The organism is Vibrio sp. D431a (assembly GCF_030248655.1).
Taxonomy (GTDB): Bacteria; Pseudomonadota; Gammaproteobacteria; order Enterobacterales; family Vibrionaceae; genus Vibrio; species Vibrio alginolyticus.
The window spans coordinates 55,419-80,848 of record NZ_JAHGAP010000031.1 but is presented as its reverse complement, the minus strand read 5'-3'; the positions used below and the strand labels follow the sequence as shown (position 1 = coordinate 80,848).

At 43.7% G+C, this 25,430-nt stretch carries 23 protein-coding genes; 9 read left to right on the top strand and 14 right to left on the bottom strand.

The window, feature by feature from the left end; genetic code table 11:
* Positions 1-14 precede the first annotated feature (14 nt).
* The 3 genes from KJB35_RS24035 to KJB35_RS24025 form a co-directional block, all read right to left on the bottom strand.
* On the bottom strand, positions 15-419 hold the full coding sequence (locus KJB35_RS24035; protein ID WP_285356618.1) for a hypothetical protein: 405 nt from the start codon (positions 417-419) through the stop codon (positions 15-17).
* Positions 420-566: 147 nt separating this feature from the next.
* Positions 567-1,085 carry a hypothetical protein gene (locus KJB35_RS24030; protein ID WP_025634814.1) on the bottom strand — a complete coding sequence of 173 codons (519 nt, stop codon included), beginning with the start codon at positions 1,083-1,085 and terminating at the stop codon, positions 567-569.
* 147 nt (positions 1,086-1,232) lie between these two features.
* Complete coding sequence (locus KJB35_RS24025; protein ID WP_239717814.1) at positions 1,233-1,706, bottom strand: hypothetical protein; 474 nt, start codon at positions 1,704-1,706, stop codon at positions 1,233-1,235.
* A 261-nt stretch (positions 1,707-1,967) separates the two neighbouring features.
* Here KJB35_RS24025 and KJB35_RS24020 point away from each other — a divergent pair, with 261 nt between their 5' ends.
* Complete coding sequence (locus KJB35_RS24020) at positions 1,968-2,930, top strand: integron integrase (protein WP_017636093.1); 963 nt, start codon at positions 1,968-1,970, stop codon at positions 2,928-2,930.
* Positions 2,931-2,973: 43 nt separating this feature from the next.
* On the opposite strand, the gene KJB35_RS24015 is transcribed toward KJB35_RS24020, so the two are convergent.
* From KJB35_RS24015 to KJB35_RS23980, 8 genes are all read right to left on the bottom strand, one after another.
* On the bottom strand, positions 2,974-3,447 hold the full coding sequence (locus tag KJB35_RS24015) for a DUF2947 domain-containing protein (protein ID WP_017820440.1): 474 nt from the start codon (positions 3,445-3,447) through the stop codon (positions 2,974-2,976).
* Positions 3,448-3,460: 13 nt separating this feature from the next.
* Positions 3,461-4,048: an HD domain-containing protein gene (locus KJB35_RS24010; protein ID WP_005376917.1), complete on the bottom strand. Its 588-nt coding sequence runs from the start codon at positions 4,046-4,048 to the stop codon at positions 3,461-3,463.
* Position 4,049: 1 nt separating this feature from the next.
* Positions 4,050-4,634, bottom strand: coding sequence for a ribosomal protein S5-alanine N-acetyltransferase (gene rimJ / locus KJB35_RS24005; RefSeq protein WP_005388271.1), 585 nt, complete (start codon positions 4,632-4,634; stop codon positions 4,050-4,052).
* A 36-nt stretch (positions 4,635-4,670) separates the two neighbouring features.
* A complete protein-coding gene (gene tyrR, locus KJB35_RS24000) occupies positions 4,671-6,215 on the bottom strand; it encodes a transcriptional regulator TyrR (RefSeq protein WP_017820442.1) in 1,545 nt (514 codons plus the stop codon).
* 100 nt (positions 6,216-6,315) lie between these two features.
* Positions 6,316-7,356, bottom strand: coding sequence for a YcjF family protein (locus KJB35_RS23995; protein WP_170893453.1), 1,041 nt, complete (start codon positions 7,354-7,356; stop codon positions 6,316-6,318).
* Positions 7,353-8,729, bottom strand: a complete 1,377-nt coding sequence (locus tag KJB35_RS23990) for a YcjX family protein (RefSeq protein WP_170893454.1) — start codon at positions 8,727-8,729, stop codon at positions 7,353-7,355. The genes KJB35_RS23995 and KJB35_RS23990 overlap by 4 nt, the downstream gene beginning before the upstream one ends.
* A 255-nt stretch (positions 8,730-8,984) precedes the next feature.
* Positions 8,985-9,170 (bottom strand): hypothetical protein, encoded by a 186-nt coding sequence (locus KJB35_RS23985; RefSeq protein WP_005376906.1) that lies wholly within the window; start codon positions 9,168-9,170, stop codon positions 8,985-8,987.
* 174 nt (positions 9,171-9,344) lie between these two features.
* The gene (locus KJB35_RS23980; RefSeq protein WP_005376905.1) at positions 9,345-10,862 is read right to left on the bottom strand and encodes a fumarate hydratase; all 1,518 of its coding nucleotides are present in this window, start codon (positions 10,860-10,862) and stop codon (positions 9,345-9,347) included.
* A gap of 270 nt (positions 10,863-11,132) precedes the next feature.
* On the opposite strand from KJB35_RS23980, the gene pabB reads away from it, so the two are divergent.
* Complete coding sequence (pabB, locus tag KJB35_RS23975) at positions 11,133-12,497, top strand: aminodeoxychorismate synthase component I (RefSeq protein ID WP_213908178.1); 1,365 nt, start codon at positions 11,133-11,135, stop codon at positions 12,495-12,497.
* Positions 12,498-12,808: 311 nt separating this feature from the next.
* On the opposite strand, the gene KJB35_RS23970 is transcribed toward pabB, so the two are convergent.
* Positions 12,809-14,509: an ATP-binding protein gene (locus KJB35_RS23970; RefSeq protein ID WP_005388280.1), complete on the bottom strand. Its 1,701-nt coding sequence runs from the start codon at positions 14,507-14,509 to the stop codon at positions 12,809-12,811.
* A gap of 7 nt (positions 14,510-14,516) precedes the next feature.
* Positions 14,517-15,056 (bottom strand): heme NO-binding domain-containing protein, encoded by a 540-nt coding sequence (locus tag KJB35_RS23965; RefSeq protein WP_005388282.1) that lies wholly within the window; start codon positions 15,054-15,056, stop codon positions 14,517-14,519.
* Between the two features lie 231 nt (positions 15,057-15,287).
* Here KJB35_RS23965 and KJB35_RS23960 point away from each other — a divergent pair, with 231 nt between their 5' ends.
* From KJB35_RS23960 to KJB35_RS23940, 5 genes are all read left to right on the top strand, one after another.
* Positions 15,288-15,887 (top strand): CoA pyrophosphatase, encoded by a 600-nt coding sequence (locus KJB35_RS23960; protein WP_005376901.1) that lies wholly within the window; start codon positions 15,288-15,290, stop codon positions 15,885-15,887.
* A 345-nt stretch (positions 15,888-16,232) separates the two neighbouring features.
* Positions 16,233-17,486, top strand: a complete 1,254-nt coding sequence (locus KJB35_RS23955; protein WP_005388284.1) for an aromatic amino acid transport family protein — start codon at positions 16,233-16,235, stop codon at positions 17,484-17,486.
* 97 nt (positions 17,487-17,583) lie between these two features.
* Positions 17,584-18,945, top strand: a complete 1,362-nt coding sequence (locus KJB35_RS23950; protein WP_005376899.1) for an L-serine ammonia-lyase — start codon at positions 17,584-17,586, stop codon at positions 18,943-18,945.
* A gap of 211 nt (positions 18,946-19,156) precedes the next feature.
* Positions 19,157-20,872, top strand: coding sequence for an EAL domain-containing protein (locus KJB35_RS23945; RefSeq protein WP_169628565.1), 1,716 nt, complete (start codon positions 19,157-19,159; stop codon positions 20,870-20,872).
* 94 nt (positions 20,873-20,966) lie between these two features.
* The gene (locus KJB35_RS23940) at positions 20,967-21,434 is read left to right on the top strand and encodes a GNAT family N-acetyltransferase (protein WP_169628564.1); all 468 of its coding nucleotides are present in this window, start codon (positions 20,967-20,969) and stop codon (positions 21,432-21,434) included.
* Between the two features lie 89 nt (positions 21,435-21,523).
* Here the strand turns inward: KJB35_RS23940 and queD are convergent, their stop codons facing one another.
* Positions 21,524-21,886 (bottom strand): 6-carboxytetrahydropterin synthase QueD, encoded by a 363-nt coding sequence (gene queD, locus KJB35_RS23935; RefSeq protein WP_005376896.1) that lies wholly within the window; start codon positions 21,884-21,886, stop codon positions 21,524-21,526.
* Between the two features lie 293 nt (positions 21,887-22,179).
* Here queD and KJB35_RS23930 point away from each other — a divergent pair, with 293 nt between their 5' ends.
* Positions 22,180-23,805 carry a methyl-accepting chemotaxis protein gene (locus KJB35_RS23930; protein ID WP_025767294.1) on the top strand — a complete coding sequence of 542 codons (1,626 nt, stop codon included), beginning with the start codon at positions 22,180-22,182 and terminating at the stop codon, positions 23,803-23,805.
* A 189-nt stretch (positions 23,806-23,994) separates the two neighbouring features.
* Positions 23,995-25,395, top strand: coding sequence for an asparagine--tRNA ligase (gene asnS / locus KJB35_RS23925; RefSeq protein WP_017636101.1), 1,401 nt, complete (start codon positions 23,995-23,997; stop codon positions 25,393-25,395).
* The last annotated feature ends 35 nt before the right edge of the window (positions 25,396-25,430 follow it).

Sequence of the window (25,430 nt, the reverse complement as noted above, 5' to 3'; positions counted from 1 at the left end):
TCTTAAACAGTTTGTTATGACTGTAGCCAAAGAGGGAGATCAATTGGTTTAGGCTTTGAATTGTGGCTAGGTTTATAGGCTTGAATTAAAAGCGTTTCGAGCAATAACCTACTACTTTCCTCTGGCTCTTGAACAAAACGCATTTCCGACCACTGTTCCCACCAACCTTTATCTTTATGAGGGGAAGTTTTGTCGTGTAGCCTCGCTTTCACTCTTCGACCAGTCTGACCTACATATAAACAAGTGCCCTCTGTGTCAAAATACGCATAAACAGCACCAGTCCCATTATCACCCAAGCCATTTCGTTCAAAGAATACCGTTCTGTCAATACCGCTTGAGTTTTGAATAAACCAATCTTTAGATAGTGATGCTGTGTGTTCAACTGCACCTACAAGCTCTTCAAGTAATGTGCTTTTCATAAATTCCCTTGAAAGTCATAACGCCGCATTAAGGTGTGAGCAACGCGACCACGAAACTCGACCATACCACCGTAAACACAAAACCCAACGTTGGAATGAAAAATGCCAAGCGTTGGGAATCACTCTTAAATGCTTTGTTAGGCATTTTTAGTACAATTCACGATTACCTAGTTTAACGAAGTCATCATGAGCTTTTATAAATGCTGGAACTAAACCGTTAATCTCTTTTGCTTCTTCTTTTATGTGATCTGGTATTGGTCCAAATGCTAGGTTATCCGGTCGTACTGAACGCATTTTGTAGGTTGGTGCTATTGTTACCGTGTTGCCAGCAATAGCTATCCCTAATTTTTCTGCTGCTTCGTAAAGCGTCTTGTGCTGCTTTTGAAGCTTACTATTGGAGAACTCAAAATCGGGTTTATACCAATTATCTACATAACTAGATAAAGGTCGCCAATAATCTTCAGAGAACTGTGCCAAAAAGTCATGTTGTCTATAAAATTCGGCAGCTCCCGTCGTAACAAACATCCCTTTATATTGTTCGAATAACTCTAAGTCATGGGTATTTACCTTGCTGGTTCCAAGAGTGAACTCTCGAGCCTTATCCCAGAAAAACCAAACAGCGGTAACCCCACCGAGTAAAGTTGCAATCGCTAAAACTATTTCCATTTACGCCTCATTGATGCCTAACGCCCAATTAAGGTGTGAAGCACGCTACCACAATACTCAAATTGGACGCCATAGACACTAAACTTGACCCAAACCAAAATTGCCAAGCGTGCTGAATCACTCTTAAATTGTTTGTTAGCCCTGATCTTACTTGGTGCCTAGAGGGCGGAAATTAGGAGAGCGCCACTCTGTCTGTTTCTTGGTGAAACGCTTAAATGGTTTGACGTAGATTGGCATACACTCCCACTTAACTCTCTCCCAATCATGCTTAAGCAAGAACGACATAGCATTTGAAAAGTCAGCCATAGAACCTTTGTGAGTCAGTTGATCAAACAACACCAATAAGTGTTTATCGTAATCACAATTCGGGTTAATTGATGTAGAAAGACGTGCTCTTAACTTTTGGATTTTATCATCTGCCGGAATTAAATCTGCACTAAATAGCTCTGCTACTTCTTGAGTTAATACCCGCATTTCTTGACGCCACTTAGTCCGTTCTTTTGTCACTTGCTCAATATGAACAGCTCTCTCTTCCTTTCGTAGGGACAAAAACGAAGCAAACCACCCACCTATTGCCGTTATGCTGATACCTGCAAACAACGAAGTTAAATCTATATCCATTAATACCTAGCTTTATCTAAAATTTAAATTTGTGCGACAAGGGCTAACGCTTTCTATACGGCGATTTGCCGTTTTTCTGGCAGGCTACCGCCTTCTTTCTTATCAAAAGCGCTATCAATCGTAGCACTTATATGCATGAAACAAATAGAAAAACAGTATGAATATGTGTGGTGGCGCGCGCAATTAGGCGGCGCACAGCACGCTAATTTCAAAAGTGGTGATACATTAACGGAGCTGTATAAATAAACAGGTTAATTTATCATGAAAAGTCAGTTTTTACTTAGTGTAAAAGAGCACATGCTTACTCGTCATTATGCGAATAAAACTATCGAAAGTTATCTTTTTTGGATAAAACGTTTTATCACTTTTCACCAGCTCGCCCACCCATCAACACTAGCAGAAGATGATGTCATTCAATTTCTGAGTTACTTAGCGGTAGAAGAAAAAGTTGCGGTAAAAACGCAAGCTTTGGCGCTGAACTCAATATCATTTTTATATCGTGATTATTTTAAAACCCCACTATCACTTGATATGAGATTTCAGAAATCCTTGACCGAAAAGAAACTTCCCGTTGTGTTAACCAGGGAGGAGATCCGAAGATTCGTTCAGCATATCGACCCGAGGTATAGACTCCATATTCAGCTACTTTACGGCTCCGGGCTTCGAGTTATGGAATGTTTACGCTTAAGAGTTCAAGACATCGATTATGATTATGGTGCAGTTCGCGTTTGGCAAGGAAAAGGAGGTAAAAATCGTACAGTCACATTAGCCAAAGAACTACATGAACCACTCAAAGCTCAAGTTAATTTAGCAAGAAACTACTACTTTAAAGATAGGCACATGCCTGGTTATGCGGGCGTATATATCTCTGAAGGTTTACGACGTAAATACCCAAAAGCGGAGCTAGATTTTAACTGGCACTTTTTGTTTCCATCAACAAAGTTAAGCGCAGATCGAGACACTGGTGAACTCAGAAGGCATCATATCAATGAAAGCGCAATACAAAGAGCTGTAAAGCGCGCGGCAAGCGACGCAAGCATTGAGAAAACTGTAACTTGCCACACACTAAGACACAGTTTTGCCACGCATTTATTGGAATCTGGCGCAGACATTAGAACTGTTCAGGAACAATTAGGGCATACTGATGTAAAAACCACGCAAATCTATACTCACGTTATCGAGCGCGGGGCTGGTGGTGTGTTGAGTCCATTATCCAGCCTTTAGAAAAACAAAGCCACCTCGAAAGGTGGCTTTGTTTTATAACTCTTTATTGACGAACACCGAGTTTCACATTGCCTTTTGAATCAAACCAAAGTGCTTGCGAACGGCGACGTCCTATTAGTATCGGACCATCGTCATAAAAGAGAAAGTTCTTCCAGTGCTTTTTAAAAATAGACCATTTCGTTTCGATGACATTGTACTTCTCGTAGCAAAAGTAAACGGTTACATCGTCTTGCCAATCGATATGTGCCTCAGCTTCCACTGGCATGTCAGGATCGTCCGACTCCCACGCAGCCATCCAATCCACAGTTTCAGACCAATTCGCCTCATTCATTGGCCAGTCTTGGGAACTAAGTCTATCCATATCAGGGCTTTGAGCACTGATATTTTCTTTCCAAAATTGTGCTGAGCGGGCTTGGCTCATCGGCTTAATAAAAGCCAAATCTTCTTCTGGCACAGGCATCGACTGATGCGTAAAAATCCATTTTCTTTGGTATTCGTCCAAAGGCAAATAAGACATTCAGTCTCCTTTATTACGATTTCAGCCAACCTTTCTCTGTGGCTTCTTCAATCAACTCTTTCGCTTTGTCCCATAAGGTAACAGAGCCAAATTCAATTCGTTTATTAATGGTAAGTGCTTGTTCGCGTGAGACACCATGTTCCTTCCAACTCTGACCATTATTATGGTAGTTCAAGAGCATTGGAATTAACCGATCGAGTGCTTTTGCATACTTAGCATCATCGGTCTGCGCGGCTTCAAATTCATGCCAAAGCGCCAATAGCTCTTGCTCCTGATCGCTGGGTAACATACCAAACAAGCGCTCTGCGGCTCTGATTTCTTTTTCTGCTTGCTCTTGAGACGCAGCAGTATCATAAACAAAGGTATCGCCCGCGTCGATCTCTACTACGTCATGTATCAATAACATTTTCATCACTCGGCAAATATCAACAGGTGCATTCGCATGCTCTTCCATCAATATTGCCATCAGTGCGACATGCCAACTATGCTCACCACTATTTTCGAGGCGCCCTTCAGCACTTTTAACTCGAGTTCGGCGCAAAATGCTTTTGAGTTTATCGAGCTCGATTACAAGTGCTAACTGCTTTTCCAATCGTTCCATACTATCGCCCTTCTGGCTGCCAATTCGGATTAATAAGCGACGTTAGAACGTGGTCTTGCCACTCACCATTAATCAAAAGGTAATCTTTTGCATACCCTTCTCGGTTGAACCCTACATGCTCTAGCACAGATTCACTGCGTTTATTGTGAGGCATGTAGCCAGCTTGAATACGATGCAGTTTCTGAACGTTAAACATGTAGTCGCAAGCCATGGTTAATCCACGACGCATATAACCATGCCCTTGCGCTTTTTCAGCGAGAGAATATCCGACGTTACAAGAATAAAAAGGAAAACGACTCAAACTACTAAAGGATATCGTACCTAGCATTTCACCCGAAGAGGCTCTGACTAAAAGGCAATAATACCCCAATCCCATTCGATGCAGCTCATTGAGCTTGATAAGCTTTTGCAACCAACCGTTCACTGAGAAAAAAGCCTCTTCACGTTTCGGTTCAAACGGTTTCAGGTATTCTCGGTTGGCTTGAAAATATTCGGCAATCATATCTGCGTCACCGATTTCAGCGGTACGAAGAAGCAAGTCACCGTCCAACTTATGAACGGCGATAGATGAGCTGTTATCTTCCATTACAAATGATTAATTCCGTCTTTTCGTTCAATTCGATTAATTCTTACGTATACCGTAATCACGCAGTTTATTAGCGATTGAGGTATGCGATACATTCAAGCGCTTAGCAAGCTTGCGGCTTGATGGGAATGACTGATACAAACGTTCCAGAACTTGAGATTCATAATCACGCATGATCTCATCCAAAGAACCGTCGATGTTAAGCGTTGCACTACCAGCGCCGACTGACTGAGGCTGAGGTAAATTGAAGTGATCCGCGTTTAGTATATCACCATCCATTTCCGTGAGCGCTCGAAGAACCATGTTATCCAGCTGGCGCATGTTTCCTGGCCACTGATAATTTGCAAGGGCATCAACTAGACCATCATCAAACTCTGGCTTATCAATCCCAAGCTGTTGAGCATGTTTCGCCACAAACAACTCAAGCAATGGTGCAACGTCGTTTGAGCGCTTACGTAACGGAGGAATGCTGAGCGTAAGTACGTTGAGACGATAATACAAATCTTCACGGAACATTCCTGCTTCAGAAAGCTCGGCAAGGTTATGTTTTGTTGAAGCGATGATACGAACATCGACATGCATCTCATCTTCTGCACCGACACGACGGAAATTACCATCCTGTAGAAAACGTAACAGCTTGATTTGAAGGTGCGAACTCATTTCACCGATTTCATCAAGAAATACCGTGCCGCCATTTGCTTGCTCAAAGATGCCTTTGTGGCCTTGTTCATGATTGAATGAACCCGGCGCATGACCAAAAAGTTCGGTTTCTGCTACATCGTCAGGCATCGAAGCACAACTCAAAACTAGGAATGGCTTGCTCGCGCGGCTAGAACGGCTGTGGCAAGCTTTAGCAAGCATTTCTTTACCAGTCCCCGTTTCGCCCTCAATCAACAATGGTTGGTCAAGCACAGACAGCTTTTTAGCTTGGTTCATTAGTGCTTTATGACGGTTCGATATACCAACAAAGTGCTCAAAACCCAGAGGATTATGCAGCGGTAGTGCTTCTTCAATTCTGGCAACTTGCTGACTAGAGCGAATCGTCATTAGAGTACTCGCTAGAGTCGAGTTTTGCGCTTCGTCTCGGATATAAACGGGCATCAACTCTAGAACATAGTCCAAGCCATCAATCACAAGGTTTTCCCGCGTTCGACCATTAACACCTTCAGACCAACGAGAGAAACGAACACTTGGTAACAAAGCACCGATTTGAGTACCAATCACTTCTTGCTTGTGAAGGCCAAGCAATGAAAGTGCAGACATGTTTGCCATGTCTACGGCACCTTTAAGATCAATGGCAAAAACCGGATCGGGCAAGTTATCAACTAACGAGAGCAGCTCCGTATTGTGGCGCTCCATCGGCATAAACTGGATTTTACGTACGTCTTTCACCCCCGGAATACGGCGGATTTCAGCCATCAGCTCACTAAACGTATCAAAATCAATATCTGGGCAATTCAAATAGATAATACCGCTAATATCGATTTCGATACCACGCAAGTCGATGCTTTTAGACGCTAAAATATCGAGCAGTTCTCGGGTCAAGCCGAGTCGATCTTCACATAAGACTTCAAGACGCACTTAAAATATCCCAATTCACAACTGTCAGGAAAAGTTGACAGTAGTTTCTATCATGCTTGGAATGGCGTCAAGCAATCCTATCCATCAAAGTTGATATTCGTTACGGTTTCATCGTAATTGATGCAACTTTCGCCGCCACTGCCTTGCGTATGGTGCCCAACTTAACCTGACGGTCAGGATACCAGGGTAGTGGACGCAATAAGGTCATCGCTTTCAAGCCCAAACGTGCCGTTAGAATACCAACACCTAGTCCCTGCCCCGCACGAGCAGAAACTTTGCCAGCAAGATCCATCGACATCAAATCCATACTGGCATCAATAGCGAGCTCACTGGCACCAGCCGCCGCCATATTGACAAATACCGCTCTTAGTAACTTGATGCGAGATGCATAACCTAGCTCTACCCCATATACCTTGGAGAGGTTGTCGATCATTTTGAAATTTCGCCAAGCCACCAGCAACATATCAGCGGCAGCCAGAGGGCTCACGGCGACTAGGGCCGCACACTCGGTTGCGTGCTGTGATACGATTTTCGTTGCCAACTTGTCTTGTTGGCTCACCACCATCGAGTCATACATATCAAGAATTTCAGCGTCACTATGAGCAGGGTTGATACTGTTCTGCCAACGATCAAAGCCCGGATTCTCTGCCATCACACCACTTTGTTCTGCTACGGTTTCGCAAAAGTCTTCCCCTTTCCCAACGCTCTCACTATTAACAAGTGCTTCTGCTTCTTCTTGAACACTAAAATGATTTCGTAGTTTTCGCAGTTTCCAAAGCTCTTTACCCATAGCTCCTAAACCAAGCGAAGCGATCGCAGCAATAAACCCCGTCCAGCTTAAGGCCAGCCAATCAGAAGCCTGAATTGCGGTTATAACCGAGTCCACCGCTTGCCAGCCAACCAAACCAGCAAAAGTTGCAAATACGCCAGTCACGAGCCATTTTCTGCCCGATTTTGGACGAATGACATGCTCGAGTTGCAATTCCTGTTCGGTCTCCTGGTGCGCTTCTTTAACTTCAACAGGTACAAATGTTTCTTTTTCGCCGAATGTTTGCTGCGCCGTCAACTCCGGTTGATTCGATTGCTGCTCTTTTTCCATTACCTTTTCAGAGAAAACTTGTTTTTGCTTCAACTCACTCATTTCAATTTATCTCCAATCAGGTAATCCAATGCTTTGTCTAAGCGTATGTGCTTCATTGGCTCATCATTCGGTGAGGGCATCGGACGAAACGACGTAAAATCAAACCCGTTGTTTTGCCAATACGCTGCATTTGGTAGCTTTTTCGGCACCTCTCCGGGAAACATAGTCATCGGCTCACCACCCAATGTTGTTCCTTGTAACGCCGGGATGGTCTTATCTCCAGAGGAAATAAACCCCGTCGTGGTTGCTTGGATGGAAGCGATACTCATGCAGCTCATCTCAATATTCTCGTAGGCTGCCGTTTGCCACGCTGGATGCACCATTTGTTGGAGCAGAGACACCAAATTGGGGTGCTGATCGGGCGTGATATGATCCGCTTTTGTAGCAGCAAACAACACTTTGTCGATTTTTGGTGAGAACAAACGACGCAAAAAGCTACTACGACCATAGCGGAAGCTATGCATGATCTGTTCTAGCGCTTGGCGCATGTCGTAAAACGCTTCATCACCGGCATTGAGAGGCTGCAAACAATCCACCAGTACAATCTGGCGATCGAAGGTCGCAAAATGATGCTTATAAAACGCTTTCACTACTTTCTGTTGGTATTCCTGAAAACGGGCTTCTAGCATCGCTAAGTTACTGCCCTTGGGCGCTTTGCTTTCCGAATCAGCACGACACGGAAAAAACTGTAGCACCGGCGCGCCTGCTAGCTCACCAGGTAATACAAAGCGGCCAGGCTGAACCCAATGAAGGCCAGAGTCTTTACAAGAATGAAGGTACTCTGTGTATGTGTGTGCAACTTTCTCAAGTAGTTTCTCATTCACTTCTGCAAAGAGATCCACTTTCTCCAGTTCAGAAAGCCAAGCTTTGGCTAAATCGCCACGCTGGCCTTTAAGTGCATCAAACTGAGTTTGCGACCACGTTGCAAAGTCCATGTCCAATAAAGGCAGGTCGAGCAACCACTCTCCTGGATAGTCGATAATATCAACATTTAAAATTGCGGTTTTACTCAACAGCTTTTTCGTAGTTTTATTTGGTTTGTACTTGAGCGCTAAGCGAATCTCACTCACATCACGTGTCGGTACTGGCCACTGAGGTGGAGTGGCATGAATTTGGCTCATCGCCTCATCGTAAGCAAAGCTTGGCACCATCATATTCGATTGAGGCTCACGCTTCGCCCCAATAAGGCGCTTATCTCTAGCCGCAGTCAAAAGAGGCAAATTGTCATGGGTTGCAGTATGAAGAAGCTGATTCACTAATGACGTGATGAATGCCGTCTTACCGGCACGAGAAAGTCCGGTGACAGCAATTCGAACATTAGAGTCCATACCTCTGTTGATAAAGTCATTAACTTCTTTCTTTATTCTCTTCATTACGCTTCTTTATCTTACTCCACTTTAAAACAACGTTGTCAGCGACTTCGAATTTCGATCTATGAATACTGTTCTATCCCGAATTCTATGAGTTTAACTTTATATACCTTAATAAAAGATGAACAAAACATCCGGCTTAATGCTGTGTTAAAAAAGAAAAGCCCCTGAGTGGTTCAGAGGCTTACTTAATCTACAGCATTAGTAACTCTATATGCGCTGATTACTATGTTAAACAGGAACCCGCTTTCTTTAAGCCTAGTCGTCTTCGATTAACTTATAGATAACAAATAGAGCGATTTCCAAAATCAACCACAACACACATGTGATGGTCACGTACTTTTCATCAAAGATGCTGATACCGTGAAGAATCAAGTCATAGCCAACAAAGCCACCTATCACTACAGCAAGAATAATTTGTAGAATCTGAATAAAACGAGGCATGCCGTCTCCTAATTATTGTTCGCATAACGTTTGATTGCTATGCCTAAAGGTTTATATCCTTAATTATATAGACAAAAAGTGCAGGTTTCGCTGCACTTTTGTCAATTGTTTGCTAGGTAAATCAGCACCTTGTCACATTCTCTCTACTGAGACGCAGCAAGATTGCCCTTTGCCTTATGCTTCCATCTCTTGAATTTTCACTTTCCAAGTGTCTGGACCAATTTGGTGCGCGTTAACACCATTTGAGTCGACAGCCACTGTTACTGGCATATCTTCAACTTCAAATTCGTAAATCGCTTCCATACCTAAATCTTCAAATGCGACAACGCGAGCTTTCTTGATCGCTTTCGCCACCAAGTACGCAGCGCCACCGACAGCCATTAGGTAAACCGCTTTGTGGTTCTTGATAGATTCAACCGTTGCAGGGCCACGCTCAGCTTTACCGATCATGCCCATGATGCCGGTCTTTTCTAGCATCATGTCGGTGAATTTATCCATACGCGTAGATGTTGTTGGGCCAGCAGGACCAACGACTTCATCACCAACTGCATCAACAGGGCCTACGTAGTAAATGAACTTACCGTTTAGATCTACGCCTTCAGGCAGACCTTCGCCATTATCTAGCATGCCTTGAATACGTTTATGCGCAGCATCACGACCAGTCAGAATTTTACCTGATAGAAGAACCGTTTCGCCTGTCTTCCACTCTTGTACTTCTTCTTTAGTAATTGTATCTAAGTTTACGCGACGCGTATTTTCGCCCGCTTCCCAAGTGATGTCTGGCCAATCTTCTAGTTTAGGTGGTGTTAGCTCTGCTGGGCCGCTACCATCAAGCGTGAAGTGCACGTGACGAGTCGCCGCACAGTTCGGGATCAAACAAACAGGCTTAGAAGCCGCGTGCGTTGGCGCAGTTTTGATTTTAACGTCGACAACAGTCGTCAAACCGCCAAGACCTTGCGCACCGATACCAAGTTTGTTCACGCGATTGAAGATATCCAAACGAAGCTCTTCTTCTGCGTTTTGTGGGCCACGGTCAATAAGCTCTTGAATATCGATGTGTTCCATTAGAGATTCTTTTGCCAATACCGCTGCTTTTTCAGCCGTACCGCCGATACCAATGCCAAGCATGCCAGGAGGACACCAGCCCGCCCCCATTGTTGGTAGCGTTTTTTCTACCCACTCAGCAATATCGTCAGATGGGTTTAGCATCACCATCTTAGTTTTGTTTTCGCTACCGCCGCCCTTCGCAGCGATCTGAATTTCAACTTTATCGCCCGGAACCATGTTGATATGTACGACGGCAGGCGTGTTGTCTTTGGTATTAATACGTTTACCAGCAGGGTCCATAAGTACTGACGCACGCAACGGGTTATCAGGGTTCGTGTACGCTTGTCGAACACCTTCATCTACCATCTGCTGAACCGTCATGTCGGTCGAATCCCATTGCACGCCCATACCGATGTTGACGAAACACGTCACAATACCAGTATCCTGACAAATTGGACGGTGACCTTCTGCGGACATTCGGGAGTTAATTAGGATCTGAGCAATCGCGTCTTTCGCGGCTTGACTCTCTTCGCGGTGATAGGCTTTTTCAAGAGCTTGAACAAAGTCTAGCGGGTGGTAGTAAGAAATATACTGTAGCGCATCAGCGACACTGCTGATCACATCCTGCTTGCGTATTACCGTCATTACATGCCTCGTTATAGTTATGCTTCCATTATTGGCTTGGCTTCAATCGTGTTTGTTAAGCTTATTGCTCTTTTGAGCTTCGTTTTTTATAAACAATTGTCGAACGGCTGATATCGACACACGAAATGCTGAAGTTGCCTACTTGTAAACCATCTCAAAACCCTATGAATAGAGGGAGTTTGGCTACACAGAGGAATATGATACTCTTGCTGCCCATGACATGCCATGCAGTGAACGATCTCTTTGTCACAAATTACACAAATGAACAACATGGACAATCAATTCATTGATTTTAAAGCGTTGGAATACGCACCAGAGTTTGCTCTTCACCTTTTTTCTCGCATTCAACACCAGCCTTGGGCGATGTTGCTGCGTTCTGCATCAAAAACGCATATCGATAGCCGCTTCGATGTATTGGTTGCCAACCCAATTGCAACGTTAGAAACCACTGCCGACAACACACAAGTTGAAACGCCATCGAATGCCTATTCAACTCAAGATGACCCATTCACGCTGCTTCATCAGTTGCAAGAACAGTGGCTTCCTCACGTAGAGTTAAATAAAGAATTGGATTTGCCTTTTGTCGGCGGTGCGCTCGGTTACTTCAGTTACGATTTAGGTCGCCGCGTAGAAACGATGCCAGAAGTGGCAGAAAAGGACCTCAACACGCCGGATATGGCGGTAGGTCTGTATGAATGGGCCGTTGTTGTTGACCACCAGCTAAAAAAAGCATGCTTAGTTGGTCAGAATATCGAGCAAGCTTGGCAGTGGTTAAACGAGCAAAAAGCAGAACAAACCGTTGACTTCGCTTTGTCTGGTGCTTGGCAGTCAAACATGACGAAAGAGAGCTACGCCACTCGCTTTGACCAGGTGCAAGAATACTTGTTGAACGGTGACTGTTATCAGATCAATTTGGCGCAGCGCTTTAACGCACCGTATCAAGGCAGCGAGTGGCAAGCGTATCTGAAATTGGAGTCCGCCAACCAAGCGCCATTCTCAGCGTTTATCCGTATGCCTGAGTCTTCGATTTTGAGTATCTCTCCAGAGCGCTTTTTAGAGCTCAAAGATCGCGTCATTGAAACAAAACCAATCAAAGGTACTCGCCCACGCAGCGAAGATCCAAAGCAAGATAACGCTAATGCCCATGACTTGCAGACAGCGGAAAAAGATCAGGCAGAAAACCTGATGATTGTCGATTTGCTGCGTAATGATATTGGTCGGGTTGCATCACCGGGTAGCGTTCACGTGCCAAAGTTGTTCGATATTGAAAGCTTCCCTGCCGTGCATCATTTGGTGAGCACCATTCGTGCAAGTTTGGATGAACAATACGCTCCTGCGGATTTGCTGCGAGCGTGTTTTCCAGGCGGTTCAATTACGGGCGCTCCTAAAGTTCGCGCAATGCAGATCATTGAAGAACTGGAGCCGCATCGACGCAGCGCGTATTGCGGCAGTATTGGCTATATTTCACGCCATGGTCGTATGGACACCAGCATTACCATCCGAACTCTTGTCGCGGAAAAAAACAAACTTTACGCTTGGGCTGGCGGCGGCGTCGTGGCAGATAGCGATTGCGCCTCTGAGTATCAAGAAACGTTGGATAAGCTTTCAAAGATTTTGCCAGCGCTGCAATCGTAGGTTTCAAAAGCGGACAATGCCGCTCGTTTAACAGCGAGTGGCATATTTCTGTATCTCATCACCCTGCACAACGACGAAGGAGCGTGATACAGGTTCTTCTATTCAAGCACTTTGTGGTCAAATTTGTTTCATTACCCGCTCATCGTGCTGCTACTAGATTCTTAGTCTCGCCAAGGCTCGCTAGAATGACCCAAAAAACATCGTTAAATGATCGGCATTATCCGGTGTGGTGCGTTTTTTTGTGTGTTTTATTTGCATGTACTTTAGCTTTTAGCCGTTGGCCAACAAACATACTTTTTAAGAGGCAGCGTCTACTGCTCAAGCCACTTACACATAATCTGTTCGATATCGGTTGCTGTGTACGGCTTAGTGAGGATGTCGTCCATGCCTGAATCAATGCACTTTTGACGCTCTTCGATGGTAGTGCCAGCGGTTAATGCAATAATAGGATGAGTAAAGCCACGCTCTCTCAGATACATCGTCGCCTCATAACCATCCATTTCAGGCATTCGGCAGTCCATGAATATCAGTTCGTAGTCTTTACTTTTCACCGCTTCTAATGCTTCTTTTCCGTTGGCTTTTAAATCAGGTGTAATGTCGAGTTTTTTCAGCATTTGAGTAACAATGACTTGATTCATTCTGATGTCATCAACCACTAATATTGAGCGTCCTGCTAAATCGCTTCGCTCTATGGTGACCAATTCCCCCTCTGCTGTGCCTTGTGCTTGCCCTTCCTCAAGAGGAATAGCAACTTTAAAAGTTGTCCCTTTGCGCTCTTCACTCTCAAAGCTAATTTGACCTTGCATCAAATCCACGAGGTTTTTACAAATCGCGAGACCTAAACCTGAGCCTTCAAAGCTGCGTTTCGCCGAGCGATCAACTTGGACAAATGGATCAAAGAGTGACGGCTGTGCTTTTATTGGGATGCCAATACCAGTGTCTTCAACCTCAAAATAAGCCGTGCCGTTAAGCCATTCCACCCGTAACACGACACCACCCAAGTGAGTAAACTTAATCGCGTTTCCCACCAAGTTAACCAAAATTTGTGTAATGCGCTCTAAGTCACCGACTAAAAATTCAGGGATCCCCAGCTTTTTGTCGATAGAGAAATGGATGCGTTTTTCCGCAGCCTTAGCTGCAAATACACCCATGATGGCTTTTTCAAGCTCCTCCCAGGCAAAAACTTTATGTATGATTTCCATCATACCGGCATTCATCTTACTGAAATCAAGAAGATCATTAATGATAACTCTCAGTAAGTCCCCTGATTGAGTCAAATTGCTCAAGTATTGACGCTGCTCTTCTTCTAATTGGGTTCGACTCAATAACTCCGCACTACCCAATACGCCATTGAGAGGAGTTCGCAGCTCATGGTTAATCATGGCGACAAACTCCTTCGTCGCTTTTTCTGATTCCTCAGCCCGCTTTCTCAGCTCGACCTCTCGCTCTAAACTTAAGTGTCGACCAATAACACCATGAACTAAGTCAGACACGAGCTCCATCTGTTTGGAAATAAAAGACTGATCGATTTGATCTTGCAACACAGAGAAAATCAACTCCCCAACCGTTTCCCCATCAATGATAACTGGCAAATGCAAATTCTCTCCCTGCCAATTAGGAGAAGTTAAAATCTCGTTGTTATGACGAAGCTGTAAGTGACCAAAGTGATGACGACGCAATGAGCTCAGCTTTGTAGCGTCAAGAAACAAGTAAGCCGCAGAAATGATCGAGTTAGAAGTGAGCTGCTCAATAAAGCTCGCTATCATTGCTTCATCGAACGTGCTCGATAAAAAAGTACGACCGAACTTAATCAACGTGGCATCAATTTGCTCTTCAAACTCAAACTTACGCAGATCCTTTTTAGATTTCAGCTCCAGCTTTTTCAATGCAACACTGAGTTGCTGGTTGGATTCATATAACTCTAAGCTTTTCTGTTCCAACAGCTGCTCAGCTGCTTTTCTTGATGCAACTTCTCGTTTGAGTTTCCTTTCTAATGAGGAACTTCCCGTCATATCGTTCTTATTGAGCCTCTAACCAAAAACGTACTTTGCTGCCATCTTCTGACTGGTTTTGATGTTTGATATGAACTACCTCACCAAAATGTGCAGCACAACCTTTTATCAATCCTAAGCATACGTGAGACATACATCTTGCGCTGTGGTAGTCAAATACCAATTGGGATTGGTTTTCACTAATGAAATCAAATTGCGGAGGGTTAGCATCAGGATAGAGCTTCTTAACTTCGACATGAATAAAGTCTTCAACATGGCGAACAAATTGAAACGTCGTTTCACACTGTTGCAAACTGGCGTGACTAGGAATGGAGCGAAGTAAATTCAAAAAGACGCACTCTCCAAACACTTCTTGCAGTTGCTCGGGGGGAACACCAGATACTTTACTGAGATTCACGATCAACTTAACCAAGTCTTTGTGATCGTAACTACCAACAGCGGTGTAAACACCTTCATCGTTAGAAAGATCGAGAACTTGGTCTAACACATCAAGGCCGAATTTCTCTTCTACTAACTCCATGAACTCGGTGAAAATAATCCCTTTCATTGGCCAATACTTGCCCTATAGTGACGTCCTAAAATAAAGAATGGTGTATAACCTTATAAGTTTCAAATTAATATGTTCAAGCAGAGTGAGACACACAACACAAAGAGGGAAAGTGCTGGCGAGTGCTTTAATGCGAATGTTTTATTTGGTAACCAGTAACGATAACGCCATACGCTTTGCCGTCTTTGAGTATAATAAATAATGGTTAGGCACGATAAATAAGGACTCAGTTTGGTTATCGACAAAACTCATTTACTACAGAACTTTCAATTTCGGCTTCCAACGGGCTACCACAAAGAGTCCCTTGCACGACTGAAATGGATGAAAGAAAAGTCCCTGAGAGATGCGGCAGTCTTAATCGGTTTTGTGGAACGCGATGACGGGTTACAAGTCATTCTGACTAAGCGTGCAGCCCACTTACGCCATCATCCGGGACAAATCAGCTTTCCCGGTGGCAAATATGAGCAGGAAGATATTCAGCTCGTGAATACAGCTTTAAGGGAAACCAAAGAAGAAGTTGGGATAGAAGATGAGCATATTCATGTGTTTGGTCAACTGCCTACACTACCAACGATTAGTCAATTTAATGTGACACCTTTTTTGGCTTTTGTTTCTCCGGAATATAAAACGCATATTGACCCAAATGAAGTAGAGTCAGTTTTTGAGGTTCCTGCCAACCATATTCTGAACCCCAAAAAATTGTATAGCACCAAATTTGACCTAAAAAGAAGCAGTCATCGTGTATTTGCTATCCCATATAGACAGCATTTCATCTGGGGCATGACGGCACAAATTATCGAATCAATGCAAAAACATATTATTTCACATTAAACAGTTGTTGATATCGGTGCTTTTATAGGCGCGATCATTATGCGCATCAATATTAATAAAACGTTGCTTCATAAACATTCATTCACATTAGATTAATTTTCCATTTTCACCGCAAACGCTTGCGGTGAAATAAATTTATACAAACAGCCCTATTGATAAGTTTTTCTAATTTTACTCATTAGCAGAAATCACGAGTAGCACATCATTTTCGTGATAAAAAGCAGGTTTTTGACATATCATTCAATAAGCGTAAGCAATAAATGATTTAGATCTAATTTTCCTAGTGTAAAATCTTGCAAAATTACTCCCGACTTATTTCCTGTTCCCAAAATGAGTAACTAAAAAATGAATACAACTACTTCTGCGGTTTCTACCGCACAATCGTCTAGTAAGTTTTCTTACAAAGACTTTACCTGGTGTCTGTCCCTTTTTGGTACGGCAGTAGGTGCAGGTGTACTGTTTCTTCCTATTAAAGCAGGTGCAGGTGGCTTTTGGCCATTAGTAATCCTAGCCCTAATTGCAGCACCAATGACTTGGTTCGCACACAAATCTTTAGCTCGTTTCGTTCTTTCTGCGAAAAACCCTGAAGCGGACATCACCGACACAGTAGAAGAGCACTTTGGTAAGACTGGCGCAAACCTTATTACGTTCGCTTACTTCTTCGCTATCTACCCAATCGTACTTATCTACGGTGTTGGTATCACAAACACAGTTGACTCTTTCCTAGTTAACCAAATGGGCATGGAATCTATTCCTCGCTGGCTACTTTCTGGTGCACTTATTGCTGCAATGACAGCAGGCGTAGTATTCGGTAAAGAGCTTATGCTGAAAGCAACTTCAGCAATGGTTTACCCTCTCGTGTTCATCCTACTAGCTCTGTCTGTATACCTGATTCCTGGTTGGAACACTTCAATGATGGAAGTGTCGCCTGACTGGGGTGCAATGCCAGCTATCGTATGGCTAGCAATCCCTGTTATTGTGTTCTCTTTCAACCACAGCCCAATCATTTCTCAGTTCTCTAAAGAGCAACGTCGTGTATATGGTGATGACGCAGTTAAGAAAACTGACGCTATCACTGGTGGCGCAGCAATGATGCTGATGGGCTTTGTTATGTTCTTCGTTTTCTCTGTTGTACTTTCTCTGTCTCCAGAGCAACTAGCAACGGCGCAAGAGCAAAACATCTCTGTTCTTTCTTACCTAGCAAACGTGCATGAATCTCCACTGATCTCTTACATGGGTCCATTGGTTGCTTTCGCAGCGATCACCTCTAGCTACTTTGGCCACTTCTTAGGTGCGCACGAAGGTCTAGTTGGTCTAGTGAAATCTCGTTCAAAATCACCAGTAAGCAAGATCGAGAAGATGTCTCTAATCTTCATTGTAATCACAACTTGGATCGTTGCTATCGTTAATCCAAGCATCCTAGGTATGATTGAAACAATGGGTGCACCGATGATTGCGGCAATCCTATTCTTGATGCCAATCTTCGCAATGCAAAAAGTTCCTGCGATGGCTAAGTACAAAACTTCAGCACCTGTGCAAATTTTCACAGCAATCTGTGGTCTTGCTGCAATTAGTTCTGTAATCTACGGCGCTCTTTAATCATCTCTGCCCAGTGCAGTATGATTAATCCAAAAATATAACGATAAAATTAAGCCTCCCAACTCCCCTTGGGAGGCTTTCTTCTGAGGTAATCGATATGATTAGTGTTTTTGATATCTATAAAATCGGTGTTGGACCTTCAAGCTCACACACTGTAGGCCCAATGAAAGCGGGTAAAGAGTTTATTGATGATCTTCGTGCAATGGGAAAACTGCGCGACATCACTAAAATCACCGTTGACGTTTATGGATCACTATCACTGACAGGGAAAGGTCACCACACAGATATTGCTATCATCATGGGTCTTGCAGGCAACACTCCTGAGAAAGTTGATATCGATTCTATCCCGGGCTTTATCGCTCGTGTAGAAGAAACTGAACGCCTTCCTGTTGGCATGCACTGTCACACAGTATCGTTCCCACGTGAAGGTGGAATGAACTTCCACAAAACAAACCTAGAGCTACACGAAAACGGCATGCAGATCCACGCTTGGATTGATGACGAAAAGGCGTACTCAAAAACTTACTACTCTATCGGCGGTGGTTTCATCGTTGATGAAGAAAATTTCGGTAAAGAAGCTGAAAACCCAGTAAAAGTACCTTACCCGTTTACAACGGCAGAGGAACTGGTTAACCAATGCCACGAAAGTGGATTGTCCATCAGCGCACTAACCATGAAGAATGAGCATGCGCTTCATTCAGATGAAGAAACTCGTACTTATTTCGCAAACATCTGGCGCACAATGCGCGAGTGTATGGATCGCGGTATGAATGAAGAAGGTATTTTGCCTGGTCCACTGCGTGTGCCTCGCCGTGCAGCAGCACTTCGCCAGCAGCTACTTACTTCAGAAAAGACAACAAACGACCCAATGTCTGTTGTTGATTGGGTAAACATGTTTGCTTTCGCAGTAAACGAAGAGAACGCAGCAGGTGGCCGCGTTGTTACAGCACCAACTAACGGTGCGTGTGGCATCATCCCTGCGGTACTGGCTTACTACGATAAGTTCATCCAAACTGTGACTGAAAAAGATTACATCCGTTACTTTGCGGCTTCTGGCGCAATCGGTGGTCTTTACAAGCGCAACGCGTCTATCTCTGGTGCTGAGGTTGGCTGTCAGGGTGAAGTTGGCGTGGCATGTTCTATGGCAGCAGCAGGCCTTGCTGAGCTTATGGGTGGTAGCCCAGAGCAAGTGTGTATGGCAGCAGAAATCGCGATGGAGCACAACTTAGGTCTAACGTGTGACCCAGTTGCAGGTCAGGTTCAGGTTCCATGTATTGAGCGTAACGGTATTGCGGCAGTAAAAGCAATCAACTCTACTCGCATGGCACTACGTCGCTCTTCAGCTCCAACTGTTTCTCTAGATAAGGTTATCGAAACCATGCTAGAAACAGGTAAAGACATGAACGCGAAATACCGCGAAACATCTCAAGGTGGTCTAGCAATCAAAGTGATTTGCTAACACGCCTTTCTGAATACCAATCAAAACCCGAGTCTGTGCTCGGGTTTTTTTATACCTAAAAAACCCAGGAAAATGCGTTATCAGGACAAGTAAAAAAAACCTAAAACGTTGAATATATCCAAATATTATGGATATCTCAGTAAAAAATCACATCTCTTCCCTAGCTTTATTGATAACGTAGCCAAAAATTAAACTTGGAGCACATCAACACATGATTAGGTTTGAAATTGGAAACCAAATCTGCGTTTGCTTGTCCGAAAACGAAATATCTCTAGAGCTCAATCAGTCACTCCACCACTCCATTCCTGTCAACCCAAATGAGTACGCCATTCTGTCAACTATCGCCACATACGGCAGTTTAAATACGCCGATTAGTCAGCGGTTAATAGAAAGCAAAATCACTCAACAATACAAAATGACACTGCCTGAAAATGGCTTTAAAAACGCGGTGGCCGCTCTAAGAAAGAAATTTCGCAAGCTCACGGAAGAACACTTAACCACTAACAAAAACATTATCGAAAACATTCACCGGACCGGATACTTCATCCCTTTTACTATGCAAAACAACCATCAGAATGGCATCGAACATCAACAGAAGATCAATCAATACACAACCAATAGTCTTCGAAAAGCACTTCGTATTTGCCTGCGTAATAAAAAGATCTATTCAGAAGCGATGTGGGTTGTGTTGATCACTGCGATCATTTTCTTTGCTATCTGTTACTACACGATAAACAGCATCGTTAAACATAATTATCTGGATAACGCCTTCGAAATTGCAGAGAGCCTTTCCCGCAGGAGTTGCTTTGCTAATGAAAGCGAACTGAAGTCGCTATTTGATAATGTGAAGTTGGTGGAATCGAGCATGATGCTAGATCGTTTCAATATTCGATGCTTAGTCACTCCAGAAACCGTTGTCCCTGTCAGCAAAAAAGCCTTTGAAGAGTGGAGTAACAATAACAATTACACGACCCAATCATTTGACTTAAATAACGCAACTGTTTTGGTTCGTGTTAAAAACATTAACTTATCCGACAATGTTGAAAATCATATTTCACGTTTTTTTCTTTCCGGTATGAAGCTATCAACGAATACCGGAACGTCGTTAGAGATTGGTAACACCAATGAACGCTTTTTCAATTATCACGTAAAGAATAGTGGCTATAAAGAGGTGTATTACATCTCTGGACCGTTTCAAAGTATCATTCTACTGAGCTTACTTTTTCTCATTATACTGCGTCACCGCTCCCTACAAGCCTTTATGGCTTACTTGTGCGCAATTCGACAATTCAAAATAAAACTGGAGCCGATTTATAACACTTCGGCACAAAAGATTGTGCACTACGAAGCCCTCTCCCGGTTTAAGGTAAAAAATACGCAACGGTTTATTGAAACACTGATCCGCAATGGATTGCTGCTAACTCATACCTTACTGGTGATTGATTCCATCTACACCAAGCAAAAAGCGTTGCCCATCCCTATCAGCATTAACGTTTGTCCTTCTTTGCTGCGAGGGCGTAACTTTTCAATCCTATATAGAGAGCTATCTAATCGGGATTGCCGTTTGCTGACAATCGAAATCACAGAAAATGCATCGATGTACTATACCTCTGAGATTTATGGCAATGTCGCGAAACTAAAAGCTCTGGATTGTAAAATCAGTATTGATGACTTTGGCACCGGCAATAATAATGTGGCGCTTATCAGCAAGCTGAATCCGGACTATCTCAAAATCGACCGAGAATTTGTTATTGGCCTAAAAACTGATGATAAAAAGATAGAAACCTTGCGTCAGTTAATTGCTATGGGTAATACGTATCGCTGCACGGTCATTGTTGAAGGCGTAGAAACCGCAGACAGTGCTCACTTACTCACAACATTGGGCGCATACATTCACCAAGGTTATTATTACCCTCTTCATTGCTAGCTTTTCTTCACTCGGTTAGTTACTTAAAATAGATCTAATACTCTATAAAAACTCGTGGTGGCATAAAGGTATGCCGCCAATTTGTGATTGAGCGATGATTGCGATTAAACCCACCAAACTGAAAGATTTTTCAAGTTTGATGCAATTGGATGTGCAAGAAGAGCAAAAAGGATTTTTTACACCGTTTGAAATGGCTTATCAAAAACGTAGTAAGTCAGAGGCGTTGTTTACGATTTATTCTGATGACCTATTAGTAGGCTATCTTGTTATCGATAAAGGTTTCTCCCAACATGCGCCGTTTGCTAAACGATACGAACTGGAGCTTAAGTACTTGATGATTGATCAACGTTTCCAACGTCAAGGGGTTGGGAGTGAGGCATTGCGTAAACTGTTCCTTTATGCGTATACCATTAACCCTAAAAGCACTTCTCTTTGCGCCACTGTCCCACAAAGTCAGCAATACGCTATCAGTTTTCTTGATGCGTGCGGATTCATTAATACAGAGGAAACAACATTGGGTGATAATGAAAAAGAATGGATTCTACGACACCCATTAAGCTAGCTGGTGAAGCATAATCAAAATTGGGCCATTCAGATACAACAAAGGCAAGCTTCTCGCTTGCCTTTGTTTAATGCTCAACAGAAAGTGACTTATTCGCCTTTGTAAATACAACCCGCTGTGCACGTTTCTTTGATTTCTACTTTACTTAGCAGTGGTAAGCTTGGCTTAAGCTGCTGCCAAATCCATTTTGCTAACACTTCGCTAGTCGGGTTCTCTAACCCTTCAATGTCGTTTAGGTAGTAATGGTCTAAGCGATTGTAAATTGGTTTAAATGCAGCTTTGATCTCTGCAAAATCCACTACCCAACCTGTATGTGGATCAACTTCACCTTCTACATAAAGACGAACAAGGAAAGAGTGTCCGTGCAAACGACCACACTTGTGACCTTCTGGTACGTGTGGCAAATGGTGTGCTGCTTCGAACATAAACTCTTTGTATAATTCTGTTTTCATCTTGATTCTCAGGCTTTAAAAAGACAGGCAATACTAAGGAATTCGCTGCCAAGAGACAAGCGTTACCCCATACAAGCGTAGCAAAAACTTCCGCTTGTTCCTGGCCTCTTTGCTATCACTCACACCAAAGCGCCGTATTTCTGTCACGCGCCAAACATTTGATTACACAGCACTCACATCACAATTACATATCCCCAACATGTGTGGGGTCACAATCATTCATTTCGTTGTTCGCAGTGCGCATTTGTGCACATTAATATTGTGCAGTTCGTTCCAATTACACTTATAAATTTATGCGCTCAACTATCACTTTTAAGCTCTTACTGGCGTTAATTGCTGTCTTCAGCTGCGTTCTAGCTGCCTCTACGGCTTACCAATACCATCAACAAAAAACCTTAATCAATGATGTTCTTAGTGAACAACTCCATGATAAGGCTAGTAATTATTTCGATAGCCTAAATATGATGATGCTTACGGGCACCATGTCGCAAAAAGAAACCTTACGTCAAAAGGCCCTGGCCCAAGAAGGCATTGAAGCAGTTCGCGTGTTGCGAGCTGATACTGTGACCAAACTTTACGGACCTGGGCAACAAAACCAGCAGCCTGTCGATGATATTGATCAACGAGCGTTGAATGGTGAACTGGTGATTGAACCAATCTCAGCCGATTGGGGCAAAGGGTTAGTAGTCGCGCTACCAATGAAATCGAGCGAAAATTACCGTGGCACCAACTGCGTTTCTTGCCACGTTGCACCAGCAGGAGAAGTGTTGGGCGCGATTCGCTTGGAATACAACATGAATCATGTCAATTCAATGATCAGTAAACAGGCAATGTTTGCGATGGGAATAATGGCCGTAATCGCATTTGTGGGCTTCATCATAACGATGAGTTTGATTCAAAAAATCATTGTACGACCAATTCAAAGAACGTCGAAATTCATGTCGAATGTGAGCCATAGCAAAGATCTATCTCAACGACTTATGCATCACCAACAGGATGAAGTGGGCCAACTTTCTACAGCCATCAATTCATTCATGGATACGGTCTCCGAAAGCTTAGAACGTGTGCAAGACACCTCTCACTCACTTGCCGACTCCGCGAGTAAACTAACTGCTGTCGCGCAGTCCACAGATAAAGCGGCCAATAACCAACAGCTAGAGACCAACGAAGTACAAAGTAATATCACCGATATGTTGCAGCAACAAACTGCGGTTGAGGACTCGACTAATAATGCTACTGTTTTGGTCAATCACACCGTTGATGTCGCCACTCATAGTGCAAGCCAAGCACACAACGTCAGTGAAGACATCAAACAACTAGTAAGTAACATTGATACCGTACGGGAAAAAATCAGCTCTCTAAACCAGAGAACCGAAGAAGTGTCGTCCATTCTTGTGGTTATTAAGGGTATTGCAGAACAAACCAATCTGCTCGCGTTGAATGCTGCTATTGAAGCCGCCCGTGCCGGAGAGCAAGGACGCGGTTTTGCGGTCGTCGCGGAAGAAGTGCGTAACCTGGCTTCTAGGACGGCTGAAGCCACTGGTAATATTGAACATATCATTTCTCAATTCCAGCAAGGAAGTGAAGAGTCATTAACTTCTGTTGATACCGTCTGCCAGTTTGCTCATCAACGCTCTGTCGATGTCGAGGCACTATCAGCCACAATGCATAACGTTGTTGACGAGATGCGCCAAGTGCTCAGACATGCAGAAGATATCCAAAACCAGACGCAAACCACATCTGATGTAAGTCAGCATATTCAATCTAAAATAGATGTGATCACACTGCATGCTAACGACACATCGCAATCAGCATCGCACACGCGTGATATTAGTGTTGATTTAGAGCATCTATCCGAACGTTTAGAGCAATTACTAAACCAATTCACACTTTCAGAGCACAAAAGAGTGAATAAATAGAGAGATTCTCCCCATCAAAACGAATATAAAGGTTGATGCGAGCGAATTGACAGGTAATATGTCTCGTTGAATCTGTAAAATGCTACCCAACTCAGCGCTTAGCTTGTTTTTTGAACAAAAATGTTATTAGACAAGTACTTTAAGTAAGCGTTGAGTTGAATTTTTACCTCAATGGAGAATATTGAAAACATGACTTACGCGCCTGTATCAGACGTATTGAAAGGTCAGCTAGCAGTAGACAGCGAAGTGACTGTTCGTGGCTGGATCCGTTCACGTCGTGATTCCAAAGCTGGAATCTCTTTCCTTGCCATATATGACGGCTCTTGTTTCGACCCGATTCAGGCCGTGGTCCCAAATAATCTTAATAATTACGAAGACGAAGTATTAAAGCTAACGACTGGCTGCTCTGTTGAAGTAACTGGTAAGATTGTTGAATCTCCTGCAAAGGGTCAAGACTTCGAACTTGCTGCCACTGACGTTAAAGTGGTTGGTTGGGTTGAAGATGCTGAAACTTACCCAATGGCAAAAACTCGTCACTCAATCGAGTACCTACGTGAAGTTGCGCACCTTCGTCCGCGCACAAACGTAATCGGTGCAGTAGCACGTGTACGTAACTGCCTATCACAAGCAATCCACCGCTTCTACCACGAGCAAGGTTACTTCTGGGTATCTGCGCCGTTGATCACGGCTTCAGATGCTGAAGGCGCTGGTGAAATGTTCCGCGTATCTACGCTAGACATGGAAAACCTTCCTCGCACTGACGCTGGTAAAGTGGACTACAACGAAGACTTCTTCGGTAAAGAGACGTTCCTAACCGTATCTGGTCAGCTAAACGCAGAAGCTTACGCTTGTGCGCTAAGCAAAGTTTACACTTTCGGCCCTACTTTCCGAGCTGAAAACTCAAACACAAGCCGCCACCTAGCAGAATTCTGGATGGTTGAGCCTGAAGTTGCGTTCGCAGAACTGGATGATGTAGCGAAACTGGCTGAAGACATGCTCAAGTACGTGTTTAAAGCGGTGCTTGCAGAGTGTCGCGATGACCTTGAGTTCTTCGCTCAACGCATCGACAAAGAAGCAATCACTCGTCTAGAGCAGTTCGTTTCTTCTGACTTCGCGCAGGTTGACTACACTGACGCAATCCAGATCCTTCTTGATTCAGGTCGTGAGTTCGAATTCCCAGTTGAATGGGGTATCGATATGTCTTCTGAGCACGAGCGTTTCCTTGCTGAAGAACACTTCAAAGCACCTGTAATCGTTAAGAACTACCCGAAAGACATCAAAGCATTCTACATGCGTGCTAACGATGACGGTAAAACAGTTGCAGCGATGGACGTTCTAGCACCGGGCATCGGCGAAATCATCGGTGGTTCTCAGCGTGAAGAGCGCCTAGACATTCTAGATGCACGTATGCGTGAAGTGGGTATCGATCCTGAACATATGAGCTGGTACCGCGACCTACGTAAATACGGTACAGTGCCACACGCAGGCTTCGGTCTAGGCTTCGAGCGCCTAGTATCTTACGTAACTGGTATGGGCAACGTTCGTGACGTGATCCCATTCCCACGTACTCCTCGCTCTGCGAACTTCTAATCACTTTTTAGTGATATCGAATTAAAAAGACCTCC